Genomic DNA, 21,408 nt, shown 5'->3' on the forward strand with positions numbered 1-21,408 from the left:
AGAGCAGTACCACCACGCTCACCATGACCGGATCGGGGACGTTCAGTCTGGGGACCGCACAGGCCCTCCAGCGGGCGCTCGAAGAGGAGTCGGACTCGGTCGAACTGCAGGTCTCTGACTCCGGTGGCAATCCAGCCAGTGTGCAACTGTACAACAATGGTGAGACAGACTCCTACTCGACGGAGAATTTTACCCTCGTCGGTGCACAGAACGGACAGGAGCCGTTCAGCGAACCTCAGGACGTTGCACCACAGGGGTTCAACAATCTGGTGTTCCATTACTACTGGATGGCACTCGACGGGAGTGGCATCCAGACGACTCAGGACATTCTGGAACAGGACGTCAACGTCTGGATGTTCCCAGCAGCTTGGGGCTCGCGGTTGCTTCAGGAAGTCCTGTACCAGAACATGGGCGAGTGGGAGAACATCGAGGAAAAGATCGTCAACCTCCCAGCGGGTGACCTGGCCCGGGCAATCGGAGAGGGGCGTGTGGACGCCTTCTTCGGGCAAGGGGCTTCTTACGCGGGCATTCCGGGATGGGCGACGGAAATCGAAGCCAGAGAAGACGTTCACGTGGTCGAGACGTCCGACGAACTCATCAGTGCAGTCGAAGACACGCCGTCCATCGAACCCGAAGAGATCGAACCGTACGGCTGGAGTCAGGACGTCGGCGCCGACTCCGTCATGGCATGGAACAACGGCGTCCAGTTCTGCTTCGGAGAGGACGTGCCCGCAGATGCGGTCTACGAGATGGCTCGCGTGAGTCACGAACATCCGGACGTCTTACAGAATTCGATGTCGCAGTACCTCGACCACTCGGACCCGAGCAGTATGAACAGCTTCCTGCTCCCGGACGTTCCGATTCATCCCGGCGCGGCAGAGTTCTTCAGAGAACAGGATATCTGGGACGACAGCATGACGGAAGCAGACCTGTGACTCGACAACTGCAACAGCAATCACTATCAACAGCTGATAACTAGTCCATCGACTACTCACCAATTTTTGTACAAATGAACCTCAACTCGTTACAGACGAAACTCAAACAAGAGCCGTTACGACATTTCATAATCTTCCTCTCAGTCATCTACTGGGGGGTAGTACTGTACTATGGAATAACCTACTGGTTACCGCGACCCCAGTTTGCGATCTTTTTCGTCGGCGGCGGCGCCGTCATCTACGTGTTCTCCCGGCTTGACGGCGGGGACGGCACCGCAGCAGAGGGCGAACATGTGGAAGAAGACGAACCCTCTCGCATCCAGCAGCTGCTGCTCGTTGCGTCTATGGTCGTGGTCGTCGCCGTCTCGGTGTATCTCTTCGTGACGTTCGAGGAACTGTTCGTCACGCGGCCGATTACGATTTTCGAACACGAGTACATCCTCGGGGCCGCCCTGCTTCTGGCCATGTTCTATCTGACGTACGATGGGTTCGGACTCGGATTTCTCTTGCTCGTGCTGTTGACGATGGTCTACAGTTTCTACGGACAGTACTTCCCGGGCCTTTTTTCCCACGCGGGGCTTTCGTTCGAACGCCTCATTGAGGTGAGTGTACTGGACATACGAGGGCTGTACGGGTCGGTCACCCGGATTGTCGCTGCCTGGGTCGCCCCCTTCCTGCTGTACGCAGGACTCATTAGAGCGTATGGCGGGTTCGATCTCGTCAAGCGGATCTCGATTCGGGCAGCTGGCTTTATGAGCTCCGGAATCGCCCAGACGGCCGTCATCTCGAGTATGCTGATTGGCTCGATTAACGGAGCAAAAAGCGCGAATGCAGCGATGACTGGATCGTTCACCATCCCACTAATGAAAGAAAGCGGGCTACCCGGACGGACGGCAGCGGCCATCGAGTCTGTTGCCTCATCCGGTGGACAAGTGATGCCCCCCGTGATGGGTTCGGCAGCGTTCTTGATGGCATCGTTTCTCGGAACCAGCTACACTGACGTGTTGATTGCGGGAATGCTTCCCGCGCTGTTTTTCTATTTCAGCGTCGCAATTGCCATTCACTTCGCCACCAAGCGCTACGCCGACGACCTGCGTATCGATCCGGAGACAGCACTCGATAATTCGAAGAGCCGAACTGACCTCATCGTCAGTGCCGTCCGCTTCGGTATTCCGTTCTTCGCACTGGTCTACCTGCTTGGTATTGCTAACTTCACGGTGGTCACGTCGGCCCTGCTGACCGCAGGCTTGATGTTTGCCACCGGAATTAGCATTCCGCTGATACAAAGTATGGTGTCTCAGACCGAGAGCGTCACGGAAACCCTCAAAACGGTGCTAGGACAAACGCTGGATGGAGTCACGTTCGGTGCAAAATCGCTGGCACCCATTGCCCTGATGATTGCGCTGATCAACGTCATCGTCGACCTTCTGAATTCGACGGGTATGCCGGGGATGCTGGCGCTTGCGATCATCAGCATCTCTGGTGGTGTTCTCATCTTTGCGGCCATTCTCGGCATGGTCCTCTCGTTCGTGATGGATATGGGGATGCCAACTGTCGCGGCGTATTCAATCGTCGCTATCCTTATTGCACCGACCTTCGTCGGCGAATTCGGCGTGCCAGAAATCGCAGCCCATTACTTCGTCTTCTATGGTGCGGTCTTGTCCGGCATCACTCCCCCAATCGCAATCGCGGTCGTGGTGACGACCGGTATCGCCGATTCTGACTTCTGGCTCACAAGCCTGGAAGCAATCCGAATCGGTGCGACGCTGTACATCCTTCCAATCGCGTTCCTGTTCAAGCCGACGCTGGTTACCGACGGACTCAGCCTGGCGTCGCTCCTGACGAGCGTCAGCGTCCTCCTGGGTATCGTAACGCTGATTTACGGGATGAATTTCGTCCGGCGGGAAAACGAGCCCCGTATCACAAACCTTCTCGTGCGGATTATTTATTTCGGGACTGGAGCGACAGCAGTCATCCACCCCGACCCACTCGTACAGTACGGCGTCCTTGCAACTGCAGGAATCCTGTATGTCATCCGGCGCTTCGGTATGCGATTGCTGCTGAGTGAAGGAGAGAATATACTCAGCTCCTCCGACTAGAACAGAGCGATTCTCTTTTTTGTTCCGGCGCTACACCGATGCGACGACCACCACTGGCAGCGGGCACAAAAGCGAACTGCCAGCTGCGAACTACGCGTTCAGTCTCTCACAGTGGCTCCCAGTCCGGACACTCGCGTTCAATGAAATTGCCGTAGCCCGGTTCTCGTTTAATTTCCCCGCCGTCGGCGACAACGCTCCCACGCACGAGCGTCGTTTCGACCTGCCCGACAACCTCCCGCCCTTCGTAGATAGAGTAATCGGAGACTGATTCATTGTCCGCCGCCCTGATGGTCTGTGTGGCATCCGGATCGAAAATAACGACGTCGGCATCTGTTCCTGGATCGAGCGTCCCTTTGTTCGGCAGTCCGAACGTCTCTGCTGGTCGGGTACACATGAGTCGGACGAGAAACGGATACGAGTAGTCTCGACTGACGATTGCTTCGTCGTGGAAGACGGGCAGGCTCCGTTGCACGCTATTGGCACCGAACGTTGAGTCCCACCAGTCGTCGACCTCTTTTTTGTATTTCTGAAACGACGTGTGGTCCGTCGAGATGACACTCAGTGTGTCCCGCTCTAGATGGTCAAACAGTGCTTCGATGTCCCGTTGGGTTCGGAGTGGTGGGGCAATCATGGCCAGTGTTCCCTGTGTTTCGTACGCGGACTGGTCCAGCGTCAGGTAGTGCGGACACGTTTCCGCGCGAATCTGCGTGCCGTCGTCTTGTGCATCGGCGAGAACGTCCCCGGCAGCGCCACAGGAGGTGTGAAAGCCGTAGTACTGGACGCCCGCTTCCCTGGCCATCCGAACTGCGTCGTCTGCAGCCATCGCCTCTGCAAACGCTGGCCGAGTGCCGGGATAGTCCTCCACGTCACCTCTCCCCTGGTCTTTGAGACGCTCGGTTCGCGCCTCACAGACGTCGTCGTCCTCTGTATGTAGCACTGCAATCCCGTCGTGTTCGGCGATTTCCTCGAAGAGTTTGTCGAGAAAGCCGTTCGAAAGTCCGATTTCGTAGGTCGTGAACATTTTGAAGGAGGTGACGCCCTCCGAAACGGCGTCACCGAGTTCGTCGTACACTGCTGGGTCGGGACGAGTTATCCCACCGTGTAGCCCGAAATCGACGAGTGCGTCCTCCCCCCGTCGTTTGTGACGGTCGATTGCTTCGAGCAACGTCCCGTCTTCCTCGAACGTACTCATGCTATCTGGTGCATCGTTCGCCCACGCCTGCCACGCGAACGCGATGCACGTCGTCACACCACCCAGTGCCGCAGCACGAGTACCGGATTCGTAACTATCCTGCGAGTAATAACATTCGAGATGGACGTGTGGATCCACGAGTCCCGGCAGCACGTAATTGCCCGACGCATCGATTTCCTCCGTTGCCGAGGGAAACGTCTCTCTGTCCCCGACTGCGACGATTTTTTCACCATCGATTGCGAGGTCGCATTCTCGTGTTCTGTCAGCCCATACCAGCGTTCCGTTTGAGATTACTGTATCGATTCCCATTGGTTTGATGAATCTCCAGTCGCAGCTTGCGGTCGTCGTCTGTCTATCTGTCTCTTGTCTGTTGGCAATAAAAACATCGGGCATCGTGCCGATATTTGCGCGCTGGACGCGTACCCAGCTCAGATGTTCTGCTGTCTTGTTTAGGAGTGCGTGGTTTGTCGACTACCGAACAATCTCGTCTCACGGTGTCCGCTGTCCCCGGAGCGCTCAGCTCATGAACAATCGCCGGTCTGCGCGTTCGTGGTGCATCCCCATAATCTCCGCGAGTGGGGCGAACGACGATAGTCGGTCGAGGTCGGAATCGGCATACGTATCACAGATGTCCTCGACGACCGGCAGTAGGTGCGCAAGCTGGGCCTGAATCGCAGTGTGGCCGAACTGGCCAAGTCGCTGGGCGGCCCCGAGCAGTTCCGTCACGAACGAGTACGCCTGCAGGAGAGATGCCTCCCGCTTGGAGAGCCCTCCTCGCTGGCCGACGACACCCAGCGCGACAGCGTAGTGGCCCGGCGTCTCGCCGTCCCCGACGGCTGCTGCGTAGGCCGTGGCAACGTCGTCACCGGCTCCGTCTGCGACTACACCATCCGCCACTGCTCCATCGTCCATGGCAGGGAACAGCTGACCGTCGGTTTCGGTCAGAAGTTCCAGTAGTTTGTGACCGCCTTTCGTCGAGCTGTCCCGGAACTCCGCTGGAAGCATCGCTGCATGCAGTCGCCGGTCTGCCGTACAGACGCCGTCGAGAGTTCCCTCTGTAGCTGCAGCGTGTGCGTTTCCGAGCGCGACGACATCGGTCGGACCGACGATGCGTTCGAGGTACGCTTCGATGAGCGCACCCAGTTCCTCGGCCGTCTCGATTCGCCCGTCGTTGACGTACTGTTCGATGCCGTACGATGCCGTGTGTGTTCCGACTGGCAGAAAGGAGTCCGCGAGACGCATCGCCAGCAGGAACGACGCGTCAGTCACGTCTCGTCGCCTCCGTGAGAATGACTGGTACCATGCGCGTGGTCGTATCCCTCGGAATGCGCATATCTGTAGTCGTCCGAATGCGTGTGTTCGTGGTCGTGGCTGTGGTCGGCTCCATGGTCGTGTTCCGTTCCACCGTTGTCGGGCGTACCCCCGACCCACAGCGAGGCATCCACCATCTCGTACCGGGGTTCGACGCCTGCGGGAAGCGACTCGGCGAGGACGTTCTCGATGATATGGCGGTCCGCGGCCACCGGTATGTACGCCGCGCCGTCGCGGATGGCAAGGTCCCAGTGCAGGTTGCCGATGCGATGACCCAGTTCGACCGCCGTCACGACACCCTCGCTGGACGGCTCCGGCAGGTCAATGACGACTGCTTCCTCGTCCTCAAAAGCGACTACGACCGCGCGGTCGTCGTCCAGAACGAGCACGTCACCGGCATACAGTGGTGGTTCATCGACCACGATACCGAGGTCTTTCCCGGCGTCGGTTTCGACTCGCAGACGTGACCTGTGGCGGTCCCCAGCGGGAATGACGACACGTTCGAGTGACCCGTCCTTCTCGTGGACCGCTACACTGCGTGACAGCTCGGCATCGTCGTTCACGTTCCCGAGGATACCATCGACCCTCTGCATCAGTACCACCTGTCCTCAGGAGCGCCAACAGCCAGCGTCGCACTTCTCGTTTCGTCCCACGCTGCGGTCACCGCATCGGAGACGTCGGTCATCCGGTTGCCGAGGACGCGAACCGCGACGCCGACGCCGTCGGCGAGTTCCGACACCCCCGTCATGGTATCGCCGTCGGTTTCGAGCCGGTCGTGAATGGCGTCGGTAAGCGGAGATATCTCTACTGTCGGCGCGAAGATATACAGCGAGCCGACAACCCCGTACTTGCCCATCGTCGCGGCGTCAGCCGGCACGCCGGTCGCCGGCTGCAGGTCAACCGCATCGACACAGACCAGCTCGCCATCGTGGCGTGCCTCAATGTGGCTGGCGTAGTGGTCGAACGCAAACGGCTCATGGTTCGAGAGTCCATTGGGAACGAGTACGTCGCCGACGACCACGACGGCGTCCTCCGAGAAGTCGACCGAGACTGTCTGGAGACAGCGAGCGTTCTCGTTGACGATGGTCGGGCCTGGTAGATACTCCAGATGCGACCCCGGTTCGGCGGTGAGTGTCGCGTCCAGATGGGCGTAGTTGGCCTGCATGCTGTGGACTTTCGTCGCACTCTGTGTCGTCACGTGTGCCCGGGCGCGCTCCCGAGCAGTCACGTCTATCGAGTGGCGGTCCCCCTGTGCGACGCCGCCGGTCGGTTCCTGCAGGCAGAGTGTGGTCAGTCCGTCCGCGGGGTCTACGTCGAGCGTTCCAGTTAGGTGGTAAGGCACCCTGGTATACTCGCGGAGCAGGCGCGTCTCACCGCCCTTTTCTCGAACAAGCGTCGCCTCGAACTCGCCCGACTTGCCCGGACCGAAGGCCGGTGCCTGCTCGAGTTCTTCCTCCCCGTAGGCCGCGAACGCTGGCGGAACTGAGCTCATGCAAACAGGACCTGCTGTTCGATATGGTCGACCACGGTGTCGATGCCCTCGTCGGACTTGCAGTTCGTAAAACAGGTCGGCTCGTTGCCCCGAGCCTCCGACGCATCCTGCCGCATCACGTCGAGGTCCGCATCGACGTATGGGGCGAGATCCGTTTTGTTGACCACCAGCAGGTCCGCCTCCGTGACGCCAGGCCCGCGCTTGCGCGGGATGTCGTCGCCCTCGGCGACACTGATGACGAAGAGGAAGTAGTCGGCGAGTTCGGGATTGAACGTCGCTGCGAGGTTGTCGCCACCACTCTCCAGCAGTACTACGTCGAGGTCGGGGTACGACTCGGTAAACTCCTCGATGGCGGCGATGTTCATCGAGGGATCCTCACGGATACCGGTGTGAGGACAGGCGCCGGTCTCGACACCAGTCACGAGGTCGGAAGGGAGCCGGTCTGCGAACGAGCTTCGCAGTCTGTCGGCGTCCTCCTGCGTCATGATGTCGTTGGCGATGACGCCGACGTCGTAGCCCGCATCGTCGAGACGCGGGACGAGTCGCTGGACGAGTGCGGTCTTGCCAGACCCGACTGGCCCGCCCAGACCGACGGTTGCGACGTCGTTGTGGCTCATTCTTCCACCTGTTGTGGGCTGTCAGCACGGATCGGGTCGTGAATCGTCACGAGCTTTGTCCCGTCTGGGAACATCGGCTCAACCTGTACCATGTCGACCATCTCCGCGACGCCGTCCATCACGTCCTCGCGTGTAAGCAGTGTCGTGGCGTCCTGACGGATTTCGGCAACCGACATGCCCTCACGTGCACGCTCGCACGCCCAGTCAGCAATGTATGCGACCGTCTCGGGATGGTTGAGTGCGATGCCACGCTCTTTCCGTCGCCTAGCCAGTTCTGCTGCCATAAAAACCGTCAGCCGTTCCTGTTCTTTCGGTGTGAGTTTCATAGGTAATACCGCTGTGCGAGTGGGAGTTCCTCGGACGGGTCACAGGTGACGTGTTCCCCGTCGACCGATACCTCGAACGTCTGGGCGTCGATGTCGATGTCGTCGGGACAGTAGTCGTTGTGCAGCATGTCCCCCTTCTGAACGTCTCGCGTCCCCTGGACTGGCCGGACCGGCGTCTCGAGGCCGTACTCGCTCCCGACGTTAGCCTCGTAGGCAGCCTCGCTGACGAACGTCACCGACAGTGCCTGCTTCGCCTTCCCCTTCGCGCCCGCCCGTTCGCGCTGGAGAATTGGCTCACAGGTCATCAGTGACCCGTTTGCCTCCCCCATCTCGCTGTGGACTGGGAACCCGCCTTTGAATACGTAGTGGGGTTTCGTCCCGAAGAACGCCGGATCCCACAGCACCACGTCCGCGAGTTTGCCCGGCTCGAGTGTTCCAATATACTCGTCGATGCCCGCTACTCTCGCCGGGTTGCTGGTATACTTCGCAACGTACCGCTTGATGCGGGTGTTATCGGCATCTGTTCCCTCGTCCGCAGAGAGTGGTCCGCGCTGCTGTTTCATCTTATCTGCAGTCTGCCAGGTGCGCGAGATGACCTCGGCCATGCGCCCCATTGCCTGTGAGTCAGAGGTCATGATGCTGATAGCACCCATGTCATGAAGGACGTCCTCGGCGGCGATTGTCTCAGCGCGGATACGCGATTCGGCGAATGCGACGTCTTCCGGGACATCTGGATTGAGATGGTGACAGACCATCACCATGTCGAGATGTTCATCGAACGTGTTGGTGGTGTAAGGCATCGAGGGGTTCGTCGAGGATGGCAACATGTGTTCGTGGCCGACGAGCTCCAGTACGTCAGGGGCGTGGCCGCCGCCCGCTCCCTCGATGTGGAAGGTGTGGATAGCGCGTCCGTCGATCGCGTCGAACGTATGCTCGACGAACCCGGATTCGTTGAGCGTGTCGGTGTGGATACACACCTGGATGTCCGCGTCTTCAGCCAGCGAGAGACAAGTATCGATGGCTGCAGGCGTCGACCCCCAGTCCTCGTGGAGCTTGAGCCCACATGCGCCAGCCTCGACCTGTTCGCGGATTGCGTTGGGCTTGCTGCTGTTGCCCTTGCCGTAGAAACCGACGTTCATCGGGTACTCCTCGGCGGCCTGTAGGAAGCGCTTGATGTTCTGTGGCCCGGGGGTGCAGGTGGTCGCACCACCGCCGTAGCCGCCGCCGAACATGGTCGTGATACCGCTTGCCAGCGCGTGGTCGAACAGCTGTGGGCTGTTGAAATGAACGTGGATGTCGAACGCTCCGGGTGTGGCAATCAGGCCGTCTGCTGGCACTGCGTCGGTACTCGGTCCGATGACAAGATTGGGGTCGACACCGTCCATCGTATCGGGATTGCCCGCTTTGCCGAAGCCTGTGATTCGGCCGTCACGGACGCCGAGGTCACCTTTTTCGATTCCGAGGACGGGGTCGAGGACCACGACGTTCGTGAACACCCAGTCAAGGGCGCCTTCAGCTTGTGTGACGCCGGATTTCATTCCCATCCCATCGCGCATTGTCTTACCACCACCGAAGACCGCCTCGTCCCCGTGGGTGACGTGATCTGTCTCGATTTCGGCCAGTAGACTCGTGTCGCCGAGTCGGAGGCGGTCGCCCTCGGTTGCACCAAAGAGGTCGGTGTACTCGCTGCGTGCCAAATCGCGGCTCATTCTCCTTCCTCCACCTCCATATACCCGTGTGCGATCGCGCGTTCGAACGCGCGCTCACGGACTTCCTCGTCATCGAGTTCGCCGTCGACGAGGCCACCCATCCCGTGAACGATACGATCCCCACCGATTGCAACGAGGTCGACATCGCGTTCGGCGCCGGGTTCGAACCGGATTGCCGTGCCGGCAGGGATGTCGAGTCGCATCCCGTAGGCTGCTTTCCGGTCGAACTCGAGTCCAGGGTTGGTCTCAAAAAAATGGAAGTGTGATCCTACCTGTGCAGGACGGTCACCCGTGTTCTCAACGGTAACTGTCGCTGTCTCGCGACCCTCGTTGATAGTTATCGGGTCGTCAGTGGTGAACAGTTCACCAGGAACGAAATCCGTCACGAGAGCCTCCATCCGCTGGTCCAGTATGACTGAGACATACTACTCCTTATGTGCTGATACCGGGGCGCTTGAATCACGGAATTTACGCTGTCGCTTGGAAGCGGATACAATCACAGGTATCCCTCCTGACGACGTGAACAAATCCACGATTGGCCTGAATATCCGAGACCAGTGGATAGCACAATGCTATGCATACTCACTATTCAGGGTGCGTCTATGCGAAGTTACTGGTGGCGGCGATATTTCGAATGTCCGCCTCTGAAAGGCAAGATGGCCCACAATAAGTGAGAAAATTTAGAGTTTTTATAAATAAGCTCAGCGACATGGCTGGTAAATTTCACTAATTTAAATTCCTGCATTCCCCTCGCCACACTACTGTAAATTAAAAAACAAAAATTATAGTAGATAGTGAAAGTAATAATATTAACAAGGATACTATAGCAGAAATGGAGAAAATGTAGATTATGTAGTATTTTAAATTAAATAATGGATTATAGCCAATAAATAATTAATTGTCTGTATAAAAACTAAAAATGGTTTTTAAATAATACTTCGCATCCTTCCACAGTAAATGAAATTTCCTATCATATATAACCAGATGTGAAAATGCCGTATTTTAACGACGACTGGTCGTGTACCCGAAAGCTCTGGGAGCGGACTGCCGAGTTCGCCGCCGAGTACCCCGACCTCCTCGTCCACACGCATCTGCTCGAACTGGAGATGAGCAACACGATTGCACGGTCGAACGGCGCGGCCGACTCGCTGGACCTGCTGGAGGACGTTGGAATCCTCGACGACCGGCTACTTGCTGCTCACTTCCGGATGGCAGACGAACAGGACATCCAGCGGACGGCGAACGCGGATGTTGGCGTCGCACACTGCGCGTCGATTTTCAGCTACTGGAATCCAGATCCCGAGGCACAGTGGACGCCCGTCCCCGACCTGCTAGATGCGGGCGTCGACGTGGGGCTGGGCATCGACGATCACTATTGGCACGACTCCTACGACCTGTTGGGGGAGGCCAGACAGGCACGGCTCGCGGCGAACCTCGAATGGGGGCACGGCCAGTTCACTTCCCGGGAGCTGGTCCGCATGCTCACCATCGATGGAGCGCGCGCTCTGAACATAGGCGACGAAATCGGGAGCCTCGAAGCAGGCAAACGGGCAGACCTGCTCGTCCTCGACATCTCCTCACCGAAGTTCGCGCCGGTCAACAACGTCTTCGCCCACGTCGCCAACCAGGCGACCCGAGCCGACGTGGAGACGGTGATCGTGGACGGACAGGTCCTGCTGCGTGACGGGGACCTGCAGACGATGGATGCAGACGCCGTCCTCGACCGGGTCGAGGCGGCGATGGAGCGGCTCGAGGCCGACACCGAATGGTCGTTCAATCTCGATGGGACCGAAACCCCGAGTACGTGGTCGGTCGTCCGGGACGCCCCCAAACGCGGACCCACGCGAATGGCTGCTAGATACGCGCTCCAGTCGTTCAAGGACAAACTGCGACTCTCACCGAAGTGAGTGAAACAGCGCGAGAATCATGGTCTCTCACCGAACACACTCAACTACAGACGGCTAGGCCTGGGTGTTACATACGCGCTGTGTATGCAGCACGACTGCTGAGACTTTTCAACAGCTGAGGGTCTCGACACGACCACCCAAACCAGTCACACCCGAATTGTTCGCTCCGTACCACTGCGACCTCCCGCCTTGCGCTGCCGCCTGACCGCAACAAGATGTCTCCCGCCGTGGGATGGTCGGTCATCATCGCTTGTAAGCGTCGCTTGACTCCCCAAGCTACGTGAGTTGGGGTGCTTACTTCTGGGTTTCTGCGGGCCTCCGCCTCGAAAACGGTGAGGGACATCCTAAGAGGAACTCCCGGAATGCTCCGGCGACAACTGTCGTCGACGGTCCCTGCTTTGGGTGCGTCACTGGTGTGTGCCCGCCGACGCCCGCACTCAGGACGCACCAGCAGGTAGTGACACCGCAAGGAGTCCCGCCCTCGGTTGTTCGTGTGATGGGGTAGGTCGTGTGAGCGCCTTCACAGGGCCGATCGTGGGTTGGGAGACAGTCCCGACCGGCGACGACTGCTGTCTTCGGACTAGTCGCTTCCAGTCTGTTCGCCCGGGATGGCCGAATCACTCGGCAGGATCAATCTGGTTTCCTTATAACGGAGGCCGTCTTTGCGATGCGTCATCTTTTGTTGATAGAGGCGGCCCTGTCCGAGGTCGGTCAGTGCATCCATCGTGCGACGGGCGAGCTTTTTTGCATAGGTGTCTGAGATACCATCCTCGACGCGGCGTATCCAGGTTCGAAGATCACTCGCGTCGAGATACTGCCTGACGGTGTTACTCCCACGCTTCCAGGGTTCATTCGAGTCGTCGCCAATCCGCTCACGCCAACAGCGGGCTGCCAGCCGCGTCGGGAGTGTACTCACGTTCGCCCGCAGCATGTCATCATCGAGGCGGGCGAGTTGCTGGATAGGCAGGAGATCCCCTTGAGCAAGTGCCGAGGTCCCCGAGCGTTCGAGTGGATCGGCTGCATCAGGCAGGCGGACGTACTGCGTGCCGTCTTTGGTGGTGAAGCGTTCAAGGCGCTCGCCATCGACGCTGAGGTCGGCGGTTTGGGTCGATTCCAGAAAACGTGCGACACTCCCGAGTGCGAGATGGGCGTTCTTTTCGAGTTCGCGACTCTGCAGTTCGGCAATGGCCTGGTCGTGGGCGTCGATTGCCCCATCCAGGCTGTCGATGCGGGTGGTGTTGATCTGGGTAGTTGTTTCGAGTTCGTCGGTCTCTGTCTGGAGGTCGGTTGTTGTCTCTTCGAGTGAAGAGAGTCGGGATTCGAGGGATTCTATCTGGGTTTGTTGGGCTTCGATGGTGGCCTGTTGATCGGCGACGGTCTCGCGGAGGTCTCGACATTCAGTGAGGAGTGCGTCGATGTGGTCTGTAGATGGGTCGGTTGGTGTGGGCTCGCTGGAAGTGAGTTCTGATGGCATAGCTACGGAGAGAAATCTGGGTTGGTCTGGTGGCTGACGGGCGATGCAACTGGCCGTGCGGATTCTTTTTGAACCCGCGGTGCGTGCAGTCTCATTGGGGTAGACCCACTCGCGGCGATCTGTCGAGAGCAGGTCGTCGCATGCGGTTTTCAGCGTGCGACTATCACTGCGAGTGAGTGCTAGCGGTGGCTATGAGGGTAGCCACTATAACTGTTGTGTCTATACAGGAGTATCACAACAAATTAGTCTTGTACCTCACTGGTTAATACAGCTACTGTGGTTGAACGCCGCGGCCCCGATCCCAACGTCCCTGATAAAGAGTTCCTCTATCAGTTGCACATGGCCTACAAGCCCGTACTAGGCACGACTGAGCTGGCTGAGAAAGTAGGAATGAGTCAACAGGCGGCGAGCAAGCGGCTTGAAACATTAGAGGAGTATCGACTCGTGGAGTCTGATAAAGTTGGGAACGCCAGAGTATGGTGGTTGACAGACGAAGGAAGGCGTCAGTTGGCTTCAGAAGAGAACGACCCGTCAAGCCAATAGATTAGCGGCCCACCCCCAATGCGGGCGATATTTAATTGACTGTGGCCTTGTTCTCCGATTCGTTCGAGTCGCTGCCTGACGCGCCAATCCGAGAGATTTACTCGCTTCGCAACGTCTGCAGCCGTTGCGAATGGGCGATCAGACATCCGAATCGCGTCAATCAATTCATCATCGGAAACTGTTGGTTTCGGGCCCCGAGTGGACATTTTGTTCAGTAACAAATTGGTTGTAGAGCTACAATAGTTTTATGGGTGTGTGGGCACAACAGTTTGTTGTGGAACACCGGCTCCGTGGGGCGATTTCACGCAGAAAGCGCCCGCCTGTTAGAGCAGGCGAGCTGGGTTCCAAGTAACCCATGTCGATAGAACAACTACCACACGAAGAGGCTTACGCCGGCGACCGCATCCAAGTGCCCATCGCCGGCGGCGTACTGGTCTATGAACACTGCACCATCGGCAAAGATCTCATTGGCTTCGTCGATGTCGAAAACTGGGATGCACTGGCCGATGGACTGGCAGCGCGTGGCCACAGTCGCGGCGCGGTCTATCACCTGCCGGAGTTGGATCGATGAACAAAGACGTGATTCGCCAGCACGCCGCTGCGGGCGTGACGCGGGCGGTGCATCCCGATGCTCGGCGACACTTCGAGGCGATCTTAGAGCAATTGGGCGAGAGCTATCCGACTGCACTCGGTGAGTGCCCCAGCTGTGGTCGGATTGGCTTGCCCGAGCGAGTACACGAACACGACTGCTAGCGGGTCCCCTGACAGTTTTTCTTCCGTATACGCAGTTCGGCGATGTTTACAGTGATTTGGGTGCCAGTCACCTTCCTGCTGGCTAGGCAAACCCTTCAGAGGAAGTGTGGCAAAGGCCACACAATCCAAATACCCCTCACCCCTCGCTGACGCTCGGGGTTCGGCGACCGCACCGCAGACCGCAATACCACCGCACCTGGACGGGTGTGGCTAGTTTTGACGTGCTCGAGTCTGCTTCTTAAGCGCTGATAGGTTTGTGGAGGTCTGCTGACTCGATGGAAACGCTGCTATCCCAGGAGACAGTGGAGTAAGCATGGAACGCAAGAGACCGACCTGTATTCCGTGCCATCGAGCACGTCCTACTGACTGGTCCATGCGCGAAAGAAGCCGAGTCATGGGCGCTACAGCCCGGATGCCGCGCGGGAGTGGTCTGCATAAGTTTTGAAAAGATGGAGAGATGAGGCGAGACATGACTATCTCCACGCCATCTCTCGGTTTCCACGCACTGGTGTCAGCGTTCATCATCGGGGGTTCAATTGTTGGGCTGATCACTCATCGGCCGGCCAGCGCTAGCGTGAGCAACAGGTGTCTCGCTGAAGATGTCTCCCGTGGGTGGCCGGTAACACCAGTCATCCGGACGCTTGCCTGTGATTTCTCGCTCAACTCAAGCCACTTGGTGTGCTGCGACGGCCAAACCGATATAATCGTAGACGTGGAATGTTCAATTAGCAGGCTCCATAGGTATTGAGCGCTCATGGCTGAGAGCTGAGACAGAACATACGAGAGTCACATCCGATTCCGGGAAAAGAGACGACCGAGCGTTGTCAGTCGGACCACTTTAGCCTGATTGGAACGCTCCCGATAGACGATATCGCGGTCAGCGAGTGTTGAGATATGCCGACTGGCCGTACTGGTTGCGACATCTGCAGCCTCAGCGAGGTCGGACACCGACACCTCGTTGCCTTCTTCCAATAATGAGAGTAGCGTGGTGAATGTCGATTCCGTCTCGTCGGGAATCGTTGCTGTAATATCAGGAATGTGGACCGGCGTGGCGGCCTGCTTCGTATCGCTGTACATCACGACATCTGTGATGTGCTCCGAGTGTGCAAGTAGAGCGACAGTCATCGGGAGGTGAACGTCCGTTGCCCCGCCACCCATGCAGACGACTGGGGGCTGTCCGTCGGTAAGGATAGAACTACAAATATCGAGCGCAGCATTGAAATCGTCTGGAGGGACCGTCTTCTCGACGAGATCGACGCTATGAACCACACCGGTGAGCGTCGATTCAACGTCGTTGACTGCACTTTTAACGCGTTCCGTGGCAGATGGTTCGTCCTGTTCTGGGTATACCAACGTTATCGTGTGGCCAGCATCAATACCATGCGCAATGACAGAACGTGTTACCAAATGCCCGCTAAATCCGAGTGGAGCGACGAATCGTTTCATTGAATAGGGTGTGAATTACCGCTAGCCTGATAGATAAATAATTCTTTTCCCGATTTTGAACCTCTCGATTTCTACTGATTTTGTTTCCATGCTCACGGAAAGCAGCGAGAATTAACACGCTGTATTCTATGTATAGGAAAACGCAACTGACATTCCCTCTTCTCAGCGTTAGATAATTCCTGCTTTCTATCTTAGCGCAATCATGTCGATTTTCCCATAACTATTAAGCCGACACGATTAGGACGCACAGTTGGGCGAACCGATATGAAGCAAATGACTCTGACGCTCGTCCCCTCGTCTGGCACATTCCCAGTACCGTTCTCCACGGGTTACCAGACGTACAGTGGATTGCTCTCGTTGCTCTCGAATGTCGATACGGAAGTTGCCGACGAGATCCACGGCGCAAACTTCTCGTCACTCACCAACAGTGGCTTGCTGGGGGATTTCGGGTACGGTGCTGATCGTCCATACCACAAACAGGTGTACGGGAATCAAGAGTACCGACTCCGACTCGGTGTCACACACCCAGATGACGAGGCGTTGTTTGAGGCGCTGGTCCGGGCGTTCGTTATCAACGACCGCTCCCTCCCGCTTGCTCATGGGGAGTTGACGGTCGAAAGCGTCGAATCAGAGACGACCGAGCAAGAGACGGTACTCACGACAGCACACGACCTTACAGAAGCCGACCTAGGTGGTGTTCGCGTCTCGTTCGAGACGCCGACGTGTCGACAACGGTACGGCGAAGTATGGGAGACGCATCCGCAACGAACGACACTATTCCCACATCTGGCCGACCGATGGAACGCACTCGCCGACACGCCAGACATTGAGATGATGCCAGTCGCGGAGACTCTTGGGGAAGAACTGTACACAGTTCCGGATGCGGATGCATACGACACCCACAGTATCGTGGTGTATCGTGAGGAGCCACCGATGGACGAGGAGAGCACCGAAACAGATGACGTGGCGAGCGATGGGGGACAGCACCTCAACGAAGCGCAGGGCTACACGGGGACGTGGACGTTTCGGTTCAAAGGTGCGTCAGAAGCAACGAAAACAGCTGTTTTGGCGCTGTCGCGGTTCGCCGAGTTCTCCGGTGTCGGGCGACACACCGCACGTGGAGCGGGTACCGTCAGCGTTGAAATAGTGGGGTGTGACAATGCCTTCTGACAGCACGGATTCGTCGGTCACGTTTGAGGTGCCCGAGGCAGACCGCTTACAAGAGGCTGCTGAGCACGCACGTGATGTTCGACAGTATGTTGTCGGGAGCAGCGGCAAGTCAGATGCCGATGGATTGCCGGGCCTCGCTGGCAGACTCATCGACCAGGCTGGGAACTATCCAGGTAAGTACGACCCGCCGGTCGCGCTCTCGACTCACCTTATCAACGTCGTCACAGTCGGACTTACGGTCTACGTGTACGAACGCGTCGTTAATGACGAAGGAGAAATCGACGACACGGAGGTGCGATTGCTTCTCGCGGCACTCGCTCTCCACGACACCAACAAGTACGTTGATGCAGCCTACGACTGCTCCCTCGACACATCGAATAACAGTGAGGAAGTATTGGATTACTACTTCGACCAGGGTGACGATTTCGACATTACGGAGGTGCTGCCCGGTGAGAGCGAAGAGGAACTCGCTCGGGACAGAGCAGACGTGAAGTGGCTGGTCCAGCGTACCGAAGCCTACGAAGATGAGAGTGAAACCCGCGGTGCATCGACACGTCGCGTCCGCGGGCTGGAACGATACTGTCGTATCAGTGATGGCTTCGTCTCGGTCGTCCATGAGGATGGGCTCGAAAAGGGTGTCGAGTGGCTCGAGAAGTTCTTTGCCGACGACGACAGCCCCGTCCAATATGTGGAGTTCACCAGACTGGAACAACCAGTCTTGAACAACCACCTGCTCACCACCGTCAAACACATCATCGGTGATCGAGGCGACGAGCCCCTGGAAACGATTAATCCACCGACACACGGTCTCATACTCGGAAGCACACCAAATGAAGTAGCCTACCTTGGCGTCCCAATTGAGCGAGACACGCTTCGTGAGGCCGTCGACAGCGAATTGATGAGCAGGATTACCGAGGAACACGAATTCAACGCGAAGACTGAGTGGCGGTCCTTCGAGTACGATATCCTCGCCGAGGTCGACATCCACTTTGACGAAAAGCGAGAAATTATCGCTGAAGGCTACGCAGAAACACTCCGACAGGGTAGTGGGACAGACCACGAATTCGAGTCGATACCCGACGAATTTGCCGCCCATCTTCCAGAGCTGGCAAAAGTGGTGTTTCGCGACCAGAACTACGAGTCAGCCTTCGAGAACTACCCGTCGATGGCACGCCTCTGGGAGGAAATCTCTGAGGGTGATACGTATAATTCGTTCACACAGAAAATCGGATTCATCGCGGAGTTGCTCCGCCGATGGACCGGTGCAGTTGCAGACGGCTATGAGGTTGCCACAGTACGGGACGAACTGGCTGACTTTGCTGAAGAGCATCGCGACAGTCTCCGGGATGACCTCCAGCCAGAATCTGAGGCTGGAGGGGTCGTCGTCGACCGGTTCTTCGAAACCGGCCTTGAGGAGGAAATATCGGTCCCGAGCGGAGACGAGATGTGCTTCCTCTGTGGTCGGCACTCGACGCGAGACTACAAGAAAGGCAACAACGCCTTCTACAGGACCCAGAGCTTCTCGCGCCGAGTCGAGCCAGAGGGAGATTACAAGAAAATCTGCCCAGTCTGCAACCTCGAGCATGCGCTCCTCAGGGATACGGTTGAGGATCACGATTACTCCGTGGGGGCAGACATCAAGATTGCGTTCGTCTACTACGACGCATTTGTTGCGAACCTCACTGTCGGCGCTACTGGCGAGTCAGACCGACTCGTGCGTTCGCTGCAATCCGACGAGGAGGAGGTAGCAGCCACAGTAACCACACCCGAACTCGTCGCCCACTCGTTCGCCCCGCAATATCACCTCCAACCAATCTACGCCGACACCGAGAACGGGCGGCTCCGGCAGGTTCGCGAATTGCTCGAAGCACTGGTGAGTAATGGGTTCAAAGTCCTGATTGGTAAGCCCTTCACGGGATTCGAGCCGCAGGATGCACTGTTTGCGGACTTGGTACCGACCCGCCGCGAACGTTCCTACAGCGTGGACCGCATCGAGTCGTTCGACGATCTTCGACAGTCGCGCCGGCTCTTCGACATCCTCCGGTCAGCCGCCGACAGCGGAGACTACGACGCGGGACGTGAATTGATTAGCCTCCCAGGTGACACACTCGAACCGATAGCAGACCTCGTCGTCCAGAACAGCGAGTGGTATGCGTCCGTCAGAGAGGACACGCACTCACACTTCACTGATAGTACATACAAAGTGACATACATGCTAATGCGAAACGTAGCCGAATCAGGACTCGAACTGTACGGAAAAGAGTATGGCAGTCGACACAAAAAGGTCAAGATATTCCGCTTGGCTGTTGATTCAGCACTCGACGGATTAAATCGTGGCCTTGCAGACGAGGAGTTAGTTGAGCATACTGCAGGACAGGTGTACAAAGCCGCTCAGGAGGAGGAGTACACGGGACGAGTCACGACCGAGCAGGCAACGCAATTCGTCGAGTCACTATTCGAATATCTGGAATCAGATGATTCGCTGACCAAGGAAGACCTGAGCAGTCGGCGCAACACACTGGCGAACACGTACCTATTCGCTTACGACCAGTTACTGAACGAATTGAGAGAAGAAGAGGCAGACGAAGAGGAGGCACCGGCCTGAAACTATCCTTCCAGACAACAAACCCATGAGCACAAACGCTACCACCGCCATCGACTTCCCGGAGAAAGGCTTCATCGACCAGTATCAGTTCTACATGCGGCGTCGACCATCTGTCACGCTCGCCGTTCAACGTGACGTCGTCGATCCGCTGCTCATCCGCAATACTGAGCAGGACCGTGCTGAGACGCAGATAATTGCTGATACTACCCGTGCCCAGTCGAACCCAGAGAAATTCACCACGAAAGAGCGTCTGACTGGACTTGACCTGCTCCGCCAACTCGACGACGGAGACGATCTCATCGCGGAAGAGTACGCCTACAATGAACCCCCTACCTTGGAGAACGCCATCAACATGGATGCCGTGACATACGGTATCACCGGCACGGGTGATCAGGACTACGGCATGAAGTCACGGCTGTTCGCGGGCTACACCTACACGACAGGCGAATACGACGTGATGAATGCCGAAACACGGAATAAAGCCTTCGAGTCCGGCACGATGACCGACGAAGAAGGTGAACATTCGCAGGGGCTGTACGAGCAGGTCCGCGTCCAGCCAGGAAACACGTTCATGCACTTCCTAACACTGGAAGCCGGGACGCCAGCGATGCTTGCGTACGTCCTGCACAATGTTTTGAACACCCACGGGTACGGAGCGCGTGAAACTCGGAGCGGGAAGACTATCGAGAACAGTATTCGGGCGCTTGTCGTGGCCGACCAGCCAGCACTACTGTCCGTTGGTGAATTCCTCGAGGGGTACGACCCCGACCCAGACCACGAAGACATCGGTGACGCTCTCGGGCACTACCTCCGTGCACAGGAGCGGGCAAACTGGGACGTGTACGGCGATGAGAAAGTCAGCGATGTAGAGTCGTTCCCCGAGTGGTTCTCCACGCTCCAGGCTGTTTCTGGACGGGAACGCGACGACGCAACCCAGATCCTACGTGAGTTGCTTGTCAGCGATACCGCAGCCGCACGGGAGAACATCCCCGAACTCGACTGACCGCCTGAAACCAAGAGATGCCAGCAACCCATGTCACATAATCAGGTCAGTCTGGAGGATGCTGTCCAGGATGCAGAGAGTTCGGCACGTTCCTCCGAGGTAGTCCGTGCGCATACGTATGACGCCAGACTCTACGCACCCCTTTTTTACGCCAGCAAGGAGGGAAGCGTAATTGAGACTGATCCTATCATCGCAGCGACGGCCGTCATGCACGCGCTTGGCTACGAGTACTACGATCTCAAAAAGCGCTATGCACTGATCGGTGACGAGGCCACAACCCCGGACTACGGACACTTACGGAACCTGCCGTTCTTCGTTAGTGAACTAGCCCCTATCGAAGACGTTGATGCAGACGAACGGACCTTCCGGACGGTATCATACTCGACCGAACGAGCCATCGTCTCCCAGGACAACACGGTCGGAGAGATGATTCGTGGCTCGAAGAAGCCAGTCCCAAGGCGACTCGAAGGGAGCAATGCCGGCTGGCACAAGGTTCGTGAGTTTGTCGGACTGTCGCCGGGCACGAACTTCGAATTCACTATCTGGGCACATCCCGACGATGCCCCGCCTCCTCAAATCGGTTTCCGGGCGGGTATCAAGCGAACGGGAGAATTCCGGGCGACGCGCAGAGACGACCCTGCCGAGACAGTAACTGTCAATCAGTACCTTCTGCAATCGGTATACGATGTCGGGGAGGATACACTTGTTGACCTGATGCGCCACGCGGACACCTATAGCCGGGGCAACGACGTGCGGACGAATCGGTTCGTGGACGTGGACCGGCAGTGGTTCGAAACTACAGTCCTACCCGGCAGCGTACTCTGAC

20 protein-coding genes are annotated in these 21,408 nt (G+C 57.6%); 10 read left to right on the plus strand and 10 right to left on the minus strand.

Going from position 1 to position 21,408, the window contains the following annotated elements; translation table 11 throughout:
* Window positions 1–23 precede the first annotated feature (23 nt).
* Both WDJ57_RS10900 and WDJ57_RS10905 read left to right on the plus strand, forming a co-directional pair.
* On the plus strand, window positions 24–935 hold the full coding sequence (locus tag WDJ57_RS10900; protein WP_338900850.1) for a TAXI family TRAP transporter solute-binding subunit: 912 nt from the start codon (window positions 24–26) through the stop codon (window positions 933–935).
* A gap of 74 nt (window positions 936–1,009) precedes the next feature.
* Entirely contained in the window at window positions 1,010–3,034 is a 2,025-nt protein-coding gene (locus WDJ57_RS10905; protein WP_338900851.1) for a TRAP transporter permease, read from the plus strand.
* A gap of 106 nt (window positions 3,035–3,140) precedes the next feature.
* On the opposite strand, the gene WDJ57_RS10910 is transcribed toward WDJ57_RS10905, so the two are convergent.
* The 8 genes from WDJ57_RS10910 to WDJ57_RS10945 form a co-directional block, all read right to left on the minus strand.
* Entirely contained in the window at window positions 3,141–4,535 is a 1,395-nt protein-coding gene (locus WDJ57_RS10910) for a dihydroorotase (RefSeq protein ID WP_380629448.1), read from the minus strand.
* A gap of 207 nt (window positions 4,536–4,742) precedes the next feature.
* Window positions 4,743–5,495, minus strand: coding sequence for an urease accessory protein UreF (locus WDJ57_RS10915; RefSeq protein WP_338900853.1), 753 nt, complete (start codon window positions 5,493–5,495; stop codon window positions 4,743–4,745).
* Entirely contained in the window at window positions 5,492–6,130 is a 639-nt protein-coding gene (ureE, locus tag WDJ57_RS10920) for an urease accessory protein UreE (protein ID WP_338900854.1), read from the minus strand. Before ureE ends, WDJ57_RS10915 begins: the two co-directional genes overlap by 4 nt.
* Window positions 6,130–7,029, minus strand: a complete 900-nt coding sequence (locus WDJ57_RS10925) for an urease accessory protein UreD (protein WP_338900855.1) — start codon at window positions 7,027–7,029, stop codon at window positions 6,130–6,132. Before WDJ57_RS10925 ends, ureE begins: the two co-directional genes overlap by 1 nt.
* Window positions 7,026–7,646: an urease accessory protein UreG gene (ureG, locus tag WDJ57_RS10930; RefSeq protein WP_338900856.1), complete on the minus strand. Its 621-nt coding sequence runs from the start codon at window positions 7,644–7,646 to the stop codon at window positions 7,026–7,028. The genes WDJ57_RS10925 and ureG overlap by 4 nt, the downstream gene beginning before the upstream one ends.
* Entirely contained in the window at window positions 7,643–7,972 is a 330-nt protein-coding gene (locus tag WDJ57_RS10935; protein WP_338900857.1) for an urease subunit gamma, read from the minus strand. The genes ureG and WDJ57_RS10935 overlap by 4 nt, the downstream gene beginning before the upstream one ends.
* Window positions 7,969–9,681: an urease subunit alpha gene (ureC, locus tag WDJ57_RS10940; RefSeq protein ID WP_338900858.1), complete on the minus strand. Its 1,713-nt coding sequence runs from the start codon at window positions 9,679–9,681 to the stop codon at window positions 7,969–7,971. Before ureC ends, WDJ57_RS10935 begins: the two co-directional genes overlap by 4 nt.
* The gene (locus WDJ57_RS10945; protein ID WP_380629450.1) at window positions 9,678–10,067 is read right to left on the minus strand and encodes an urease subunit beta; all 390 of its coding nucleotides are present in this window, start codon (window positions 10,065–10,067) and stop codon (window positions 9,678–9,680) included. Before WDJ57_RS10945 ends, ureC begins: the two co-directional genes overlap by 4 nt.
* A 606-nt stretch (window positions 10,068–10,673) precedes the next feature.
* Between WDJ57_RS10945 and WDJ57_RS10950 the strand changes: the two genes are divergently transcribed.
* Window positions 10,674–11,588 carry an amidohydrolase family protein gene (locus tag WDJ57_RS10950; protein ID WP_338900860.1) on the plus strand — a complete coding sequence of 305 codons (915 nt, stop codon included), beginning with the start codon at window positions 10,674–10,676 and terminating at the stop codon, window positions 11,586–11,588.
* A gap of 580 nt (window positions 11,589–12,168) precedes the next feature.
* On the opposite strand, the gene WDJ57_RS10955 is transcribed toward WDJ57_RS10950, so the two are convergent.
* Window positions 12,169–13,062, minus strand: a complete 894-nt coding sequence (locus WDJ57_RS10955) for a hypothetical protein (protein WP_338900861.1) — start codon at window positions 13,060–13,062, stop codon at window positions 12,169–12,171.
* A gap of 276 nt (window positions 13,063–13,338) precedes the next feature.
* Between WDJ57_RS10955 and WDJ57_RS10960 the strand changes: the two genes are divergently transcribed.
* The 3 genes from WDJ57_RS10960 to WDJ57_RS10970 all read left to right on the plus strand — a co-directional run bounded on the left by WDJ57_RS10960 (window position 13,339) and on the right by WDJ57_RS10970 (window position 14,358).
* Window positions 13,339–13,605 carry a helix-turn-helix domain-containing protein gene (locus WDJ57_RS10960; protein ID WP_338900862.1) on the plus strand — a complete coding sequence of 89 codons (267 nt, stop codon included), beginning with the start codon at window positions 13,339–13,341 and terminating at the stop codon, window positions 13,603–13,605.
* Between the two features lie 355 nt (window positions 13,606–13,960).
* Window positions 13,961–14,176, plus strand: coding sequence for a hypothetical protein (locus tag WDJ57_RS10965; RefSeq protein WP_338900863.1), 216 nt, complete (start codon window positions 13,961–13,963; stop codon window positions 14,174–14,176).
* A complete protein-coding gene (locus WDJ57_RS10970) occupies window positions 14,173–14,358 on the plus strand; it encodes a hypothetical protein (protein WP_338900864.1) in 186 nt (61 codons plus the stop codon). Before WDJ57_RS10965 ends, WDJ57_RS10970 begins: the two co-directional genes overlap by 4 nt.
* A gap of 786 nt (window positions 14,359–15,144) precedes the next feature.
* On the opposite strand, the gene WDJ57_RS10975 is transcribed toward WDJ57_RS10970, so the two are convergent.
* Complete coding sequence (locus WDJ57_RS10975) at window positions 15,145–15,804, minus strand: MarR family transcriptional regulator (protein ID WP_338900865.1); 660 nt, start codon at window positions 15,802–15,804, stop codon at window positions 15,145–15,147.
* A 273-nt stretch (window positions 15,805–16,077) separates the two neighbouring features.
* On the opposite strand from WDJ57_RS10975, the gene cas6 reads away from it, so the two are divergent.
* The 4 genes from cas6 (at window position 16,078) to WDJ57_RS10995 (ending at window position 21,407) form a co-directional block, all read left to right on the plus strand.
* Window positions 16,078–16,974: a CRISPR system precrRNA processing endoribonuclease RAMP protein Cas6 gene (gene cas6 / locus WDJ57_RS10980; protein WP_338900866.1), complete on the plus strand. Its 897-nt coding sequence runs from the start codon at window positions 16,078–16,080 to the stop codon at window positions 16,972–16,974.
* A complete protein-coding gene (locus tag WDJ57_RS10985) occupies window positions 16,964–19,579 on the plus strand; it encodes a hypothetical protein (RefSeq protein ID WP_338900867.1) in 2,616 nt (871 codons plus the stop codon). Before cas6 ends, WDJ57_RS10985 begins: the two co-directional genes overlap by 11 nt.
* Window positions 19,580–19,604: 25 nt before the next feature.
* Window positions 19,605–20,582, plus strand: a complete 978-nt coding sequence (cas7d, locus tag WDJ57_RS10990; protein ID WP_338900868.1) for a type I-D CRISPR-associated protein Cas7/Csc2 — start codon at window positions 19,605–19,607, stop codon at window positions 20,580–20,582.
* A gap of 207 nt (window positions 20,583–20,789) precedes the next feature.
* Window positions 20,790–21,407 carry a hypothetical protein gene (locus tag WDJ57_RS10995; protein WP_338900869.1) on the plus strand — a complete coding sequence of 206 codons (618 nt, stop codon included), beginning with the start codon at window positions 20,790–20,792 and terminating at the stop codon, window positions 21,405–21,407.
* Window position 21,408: the final 1 nt, after the last annotated feature.

The sequence above is a fragment of the Salinibaculum sp. SYNS191 genome, assembly GCF_037338445.1.
Lineage (GTDB): Archaea > Halobacteriota > Halobacteria > Halobacteriales > Haloarculaceae > Salinibaculum > Salinibaculum marinum.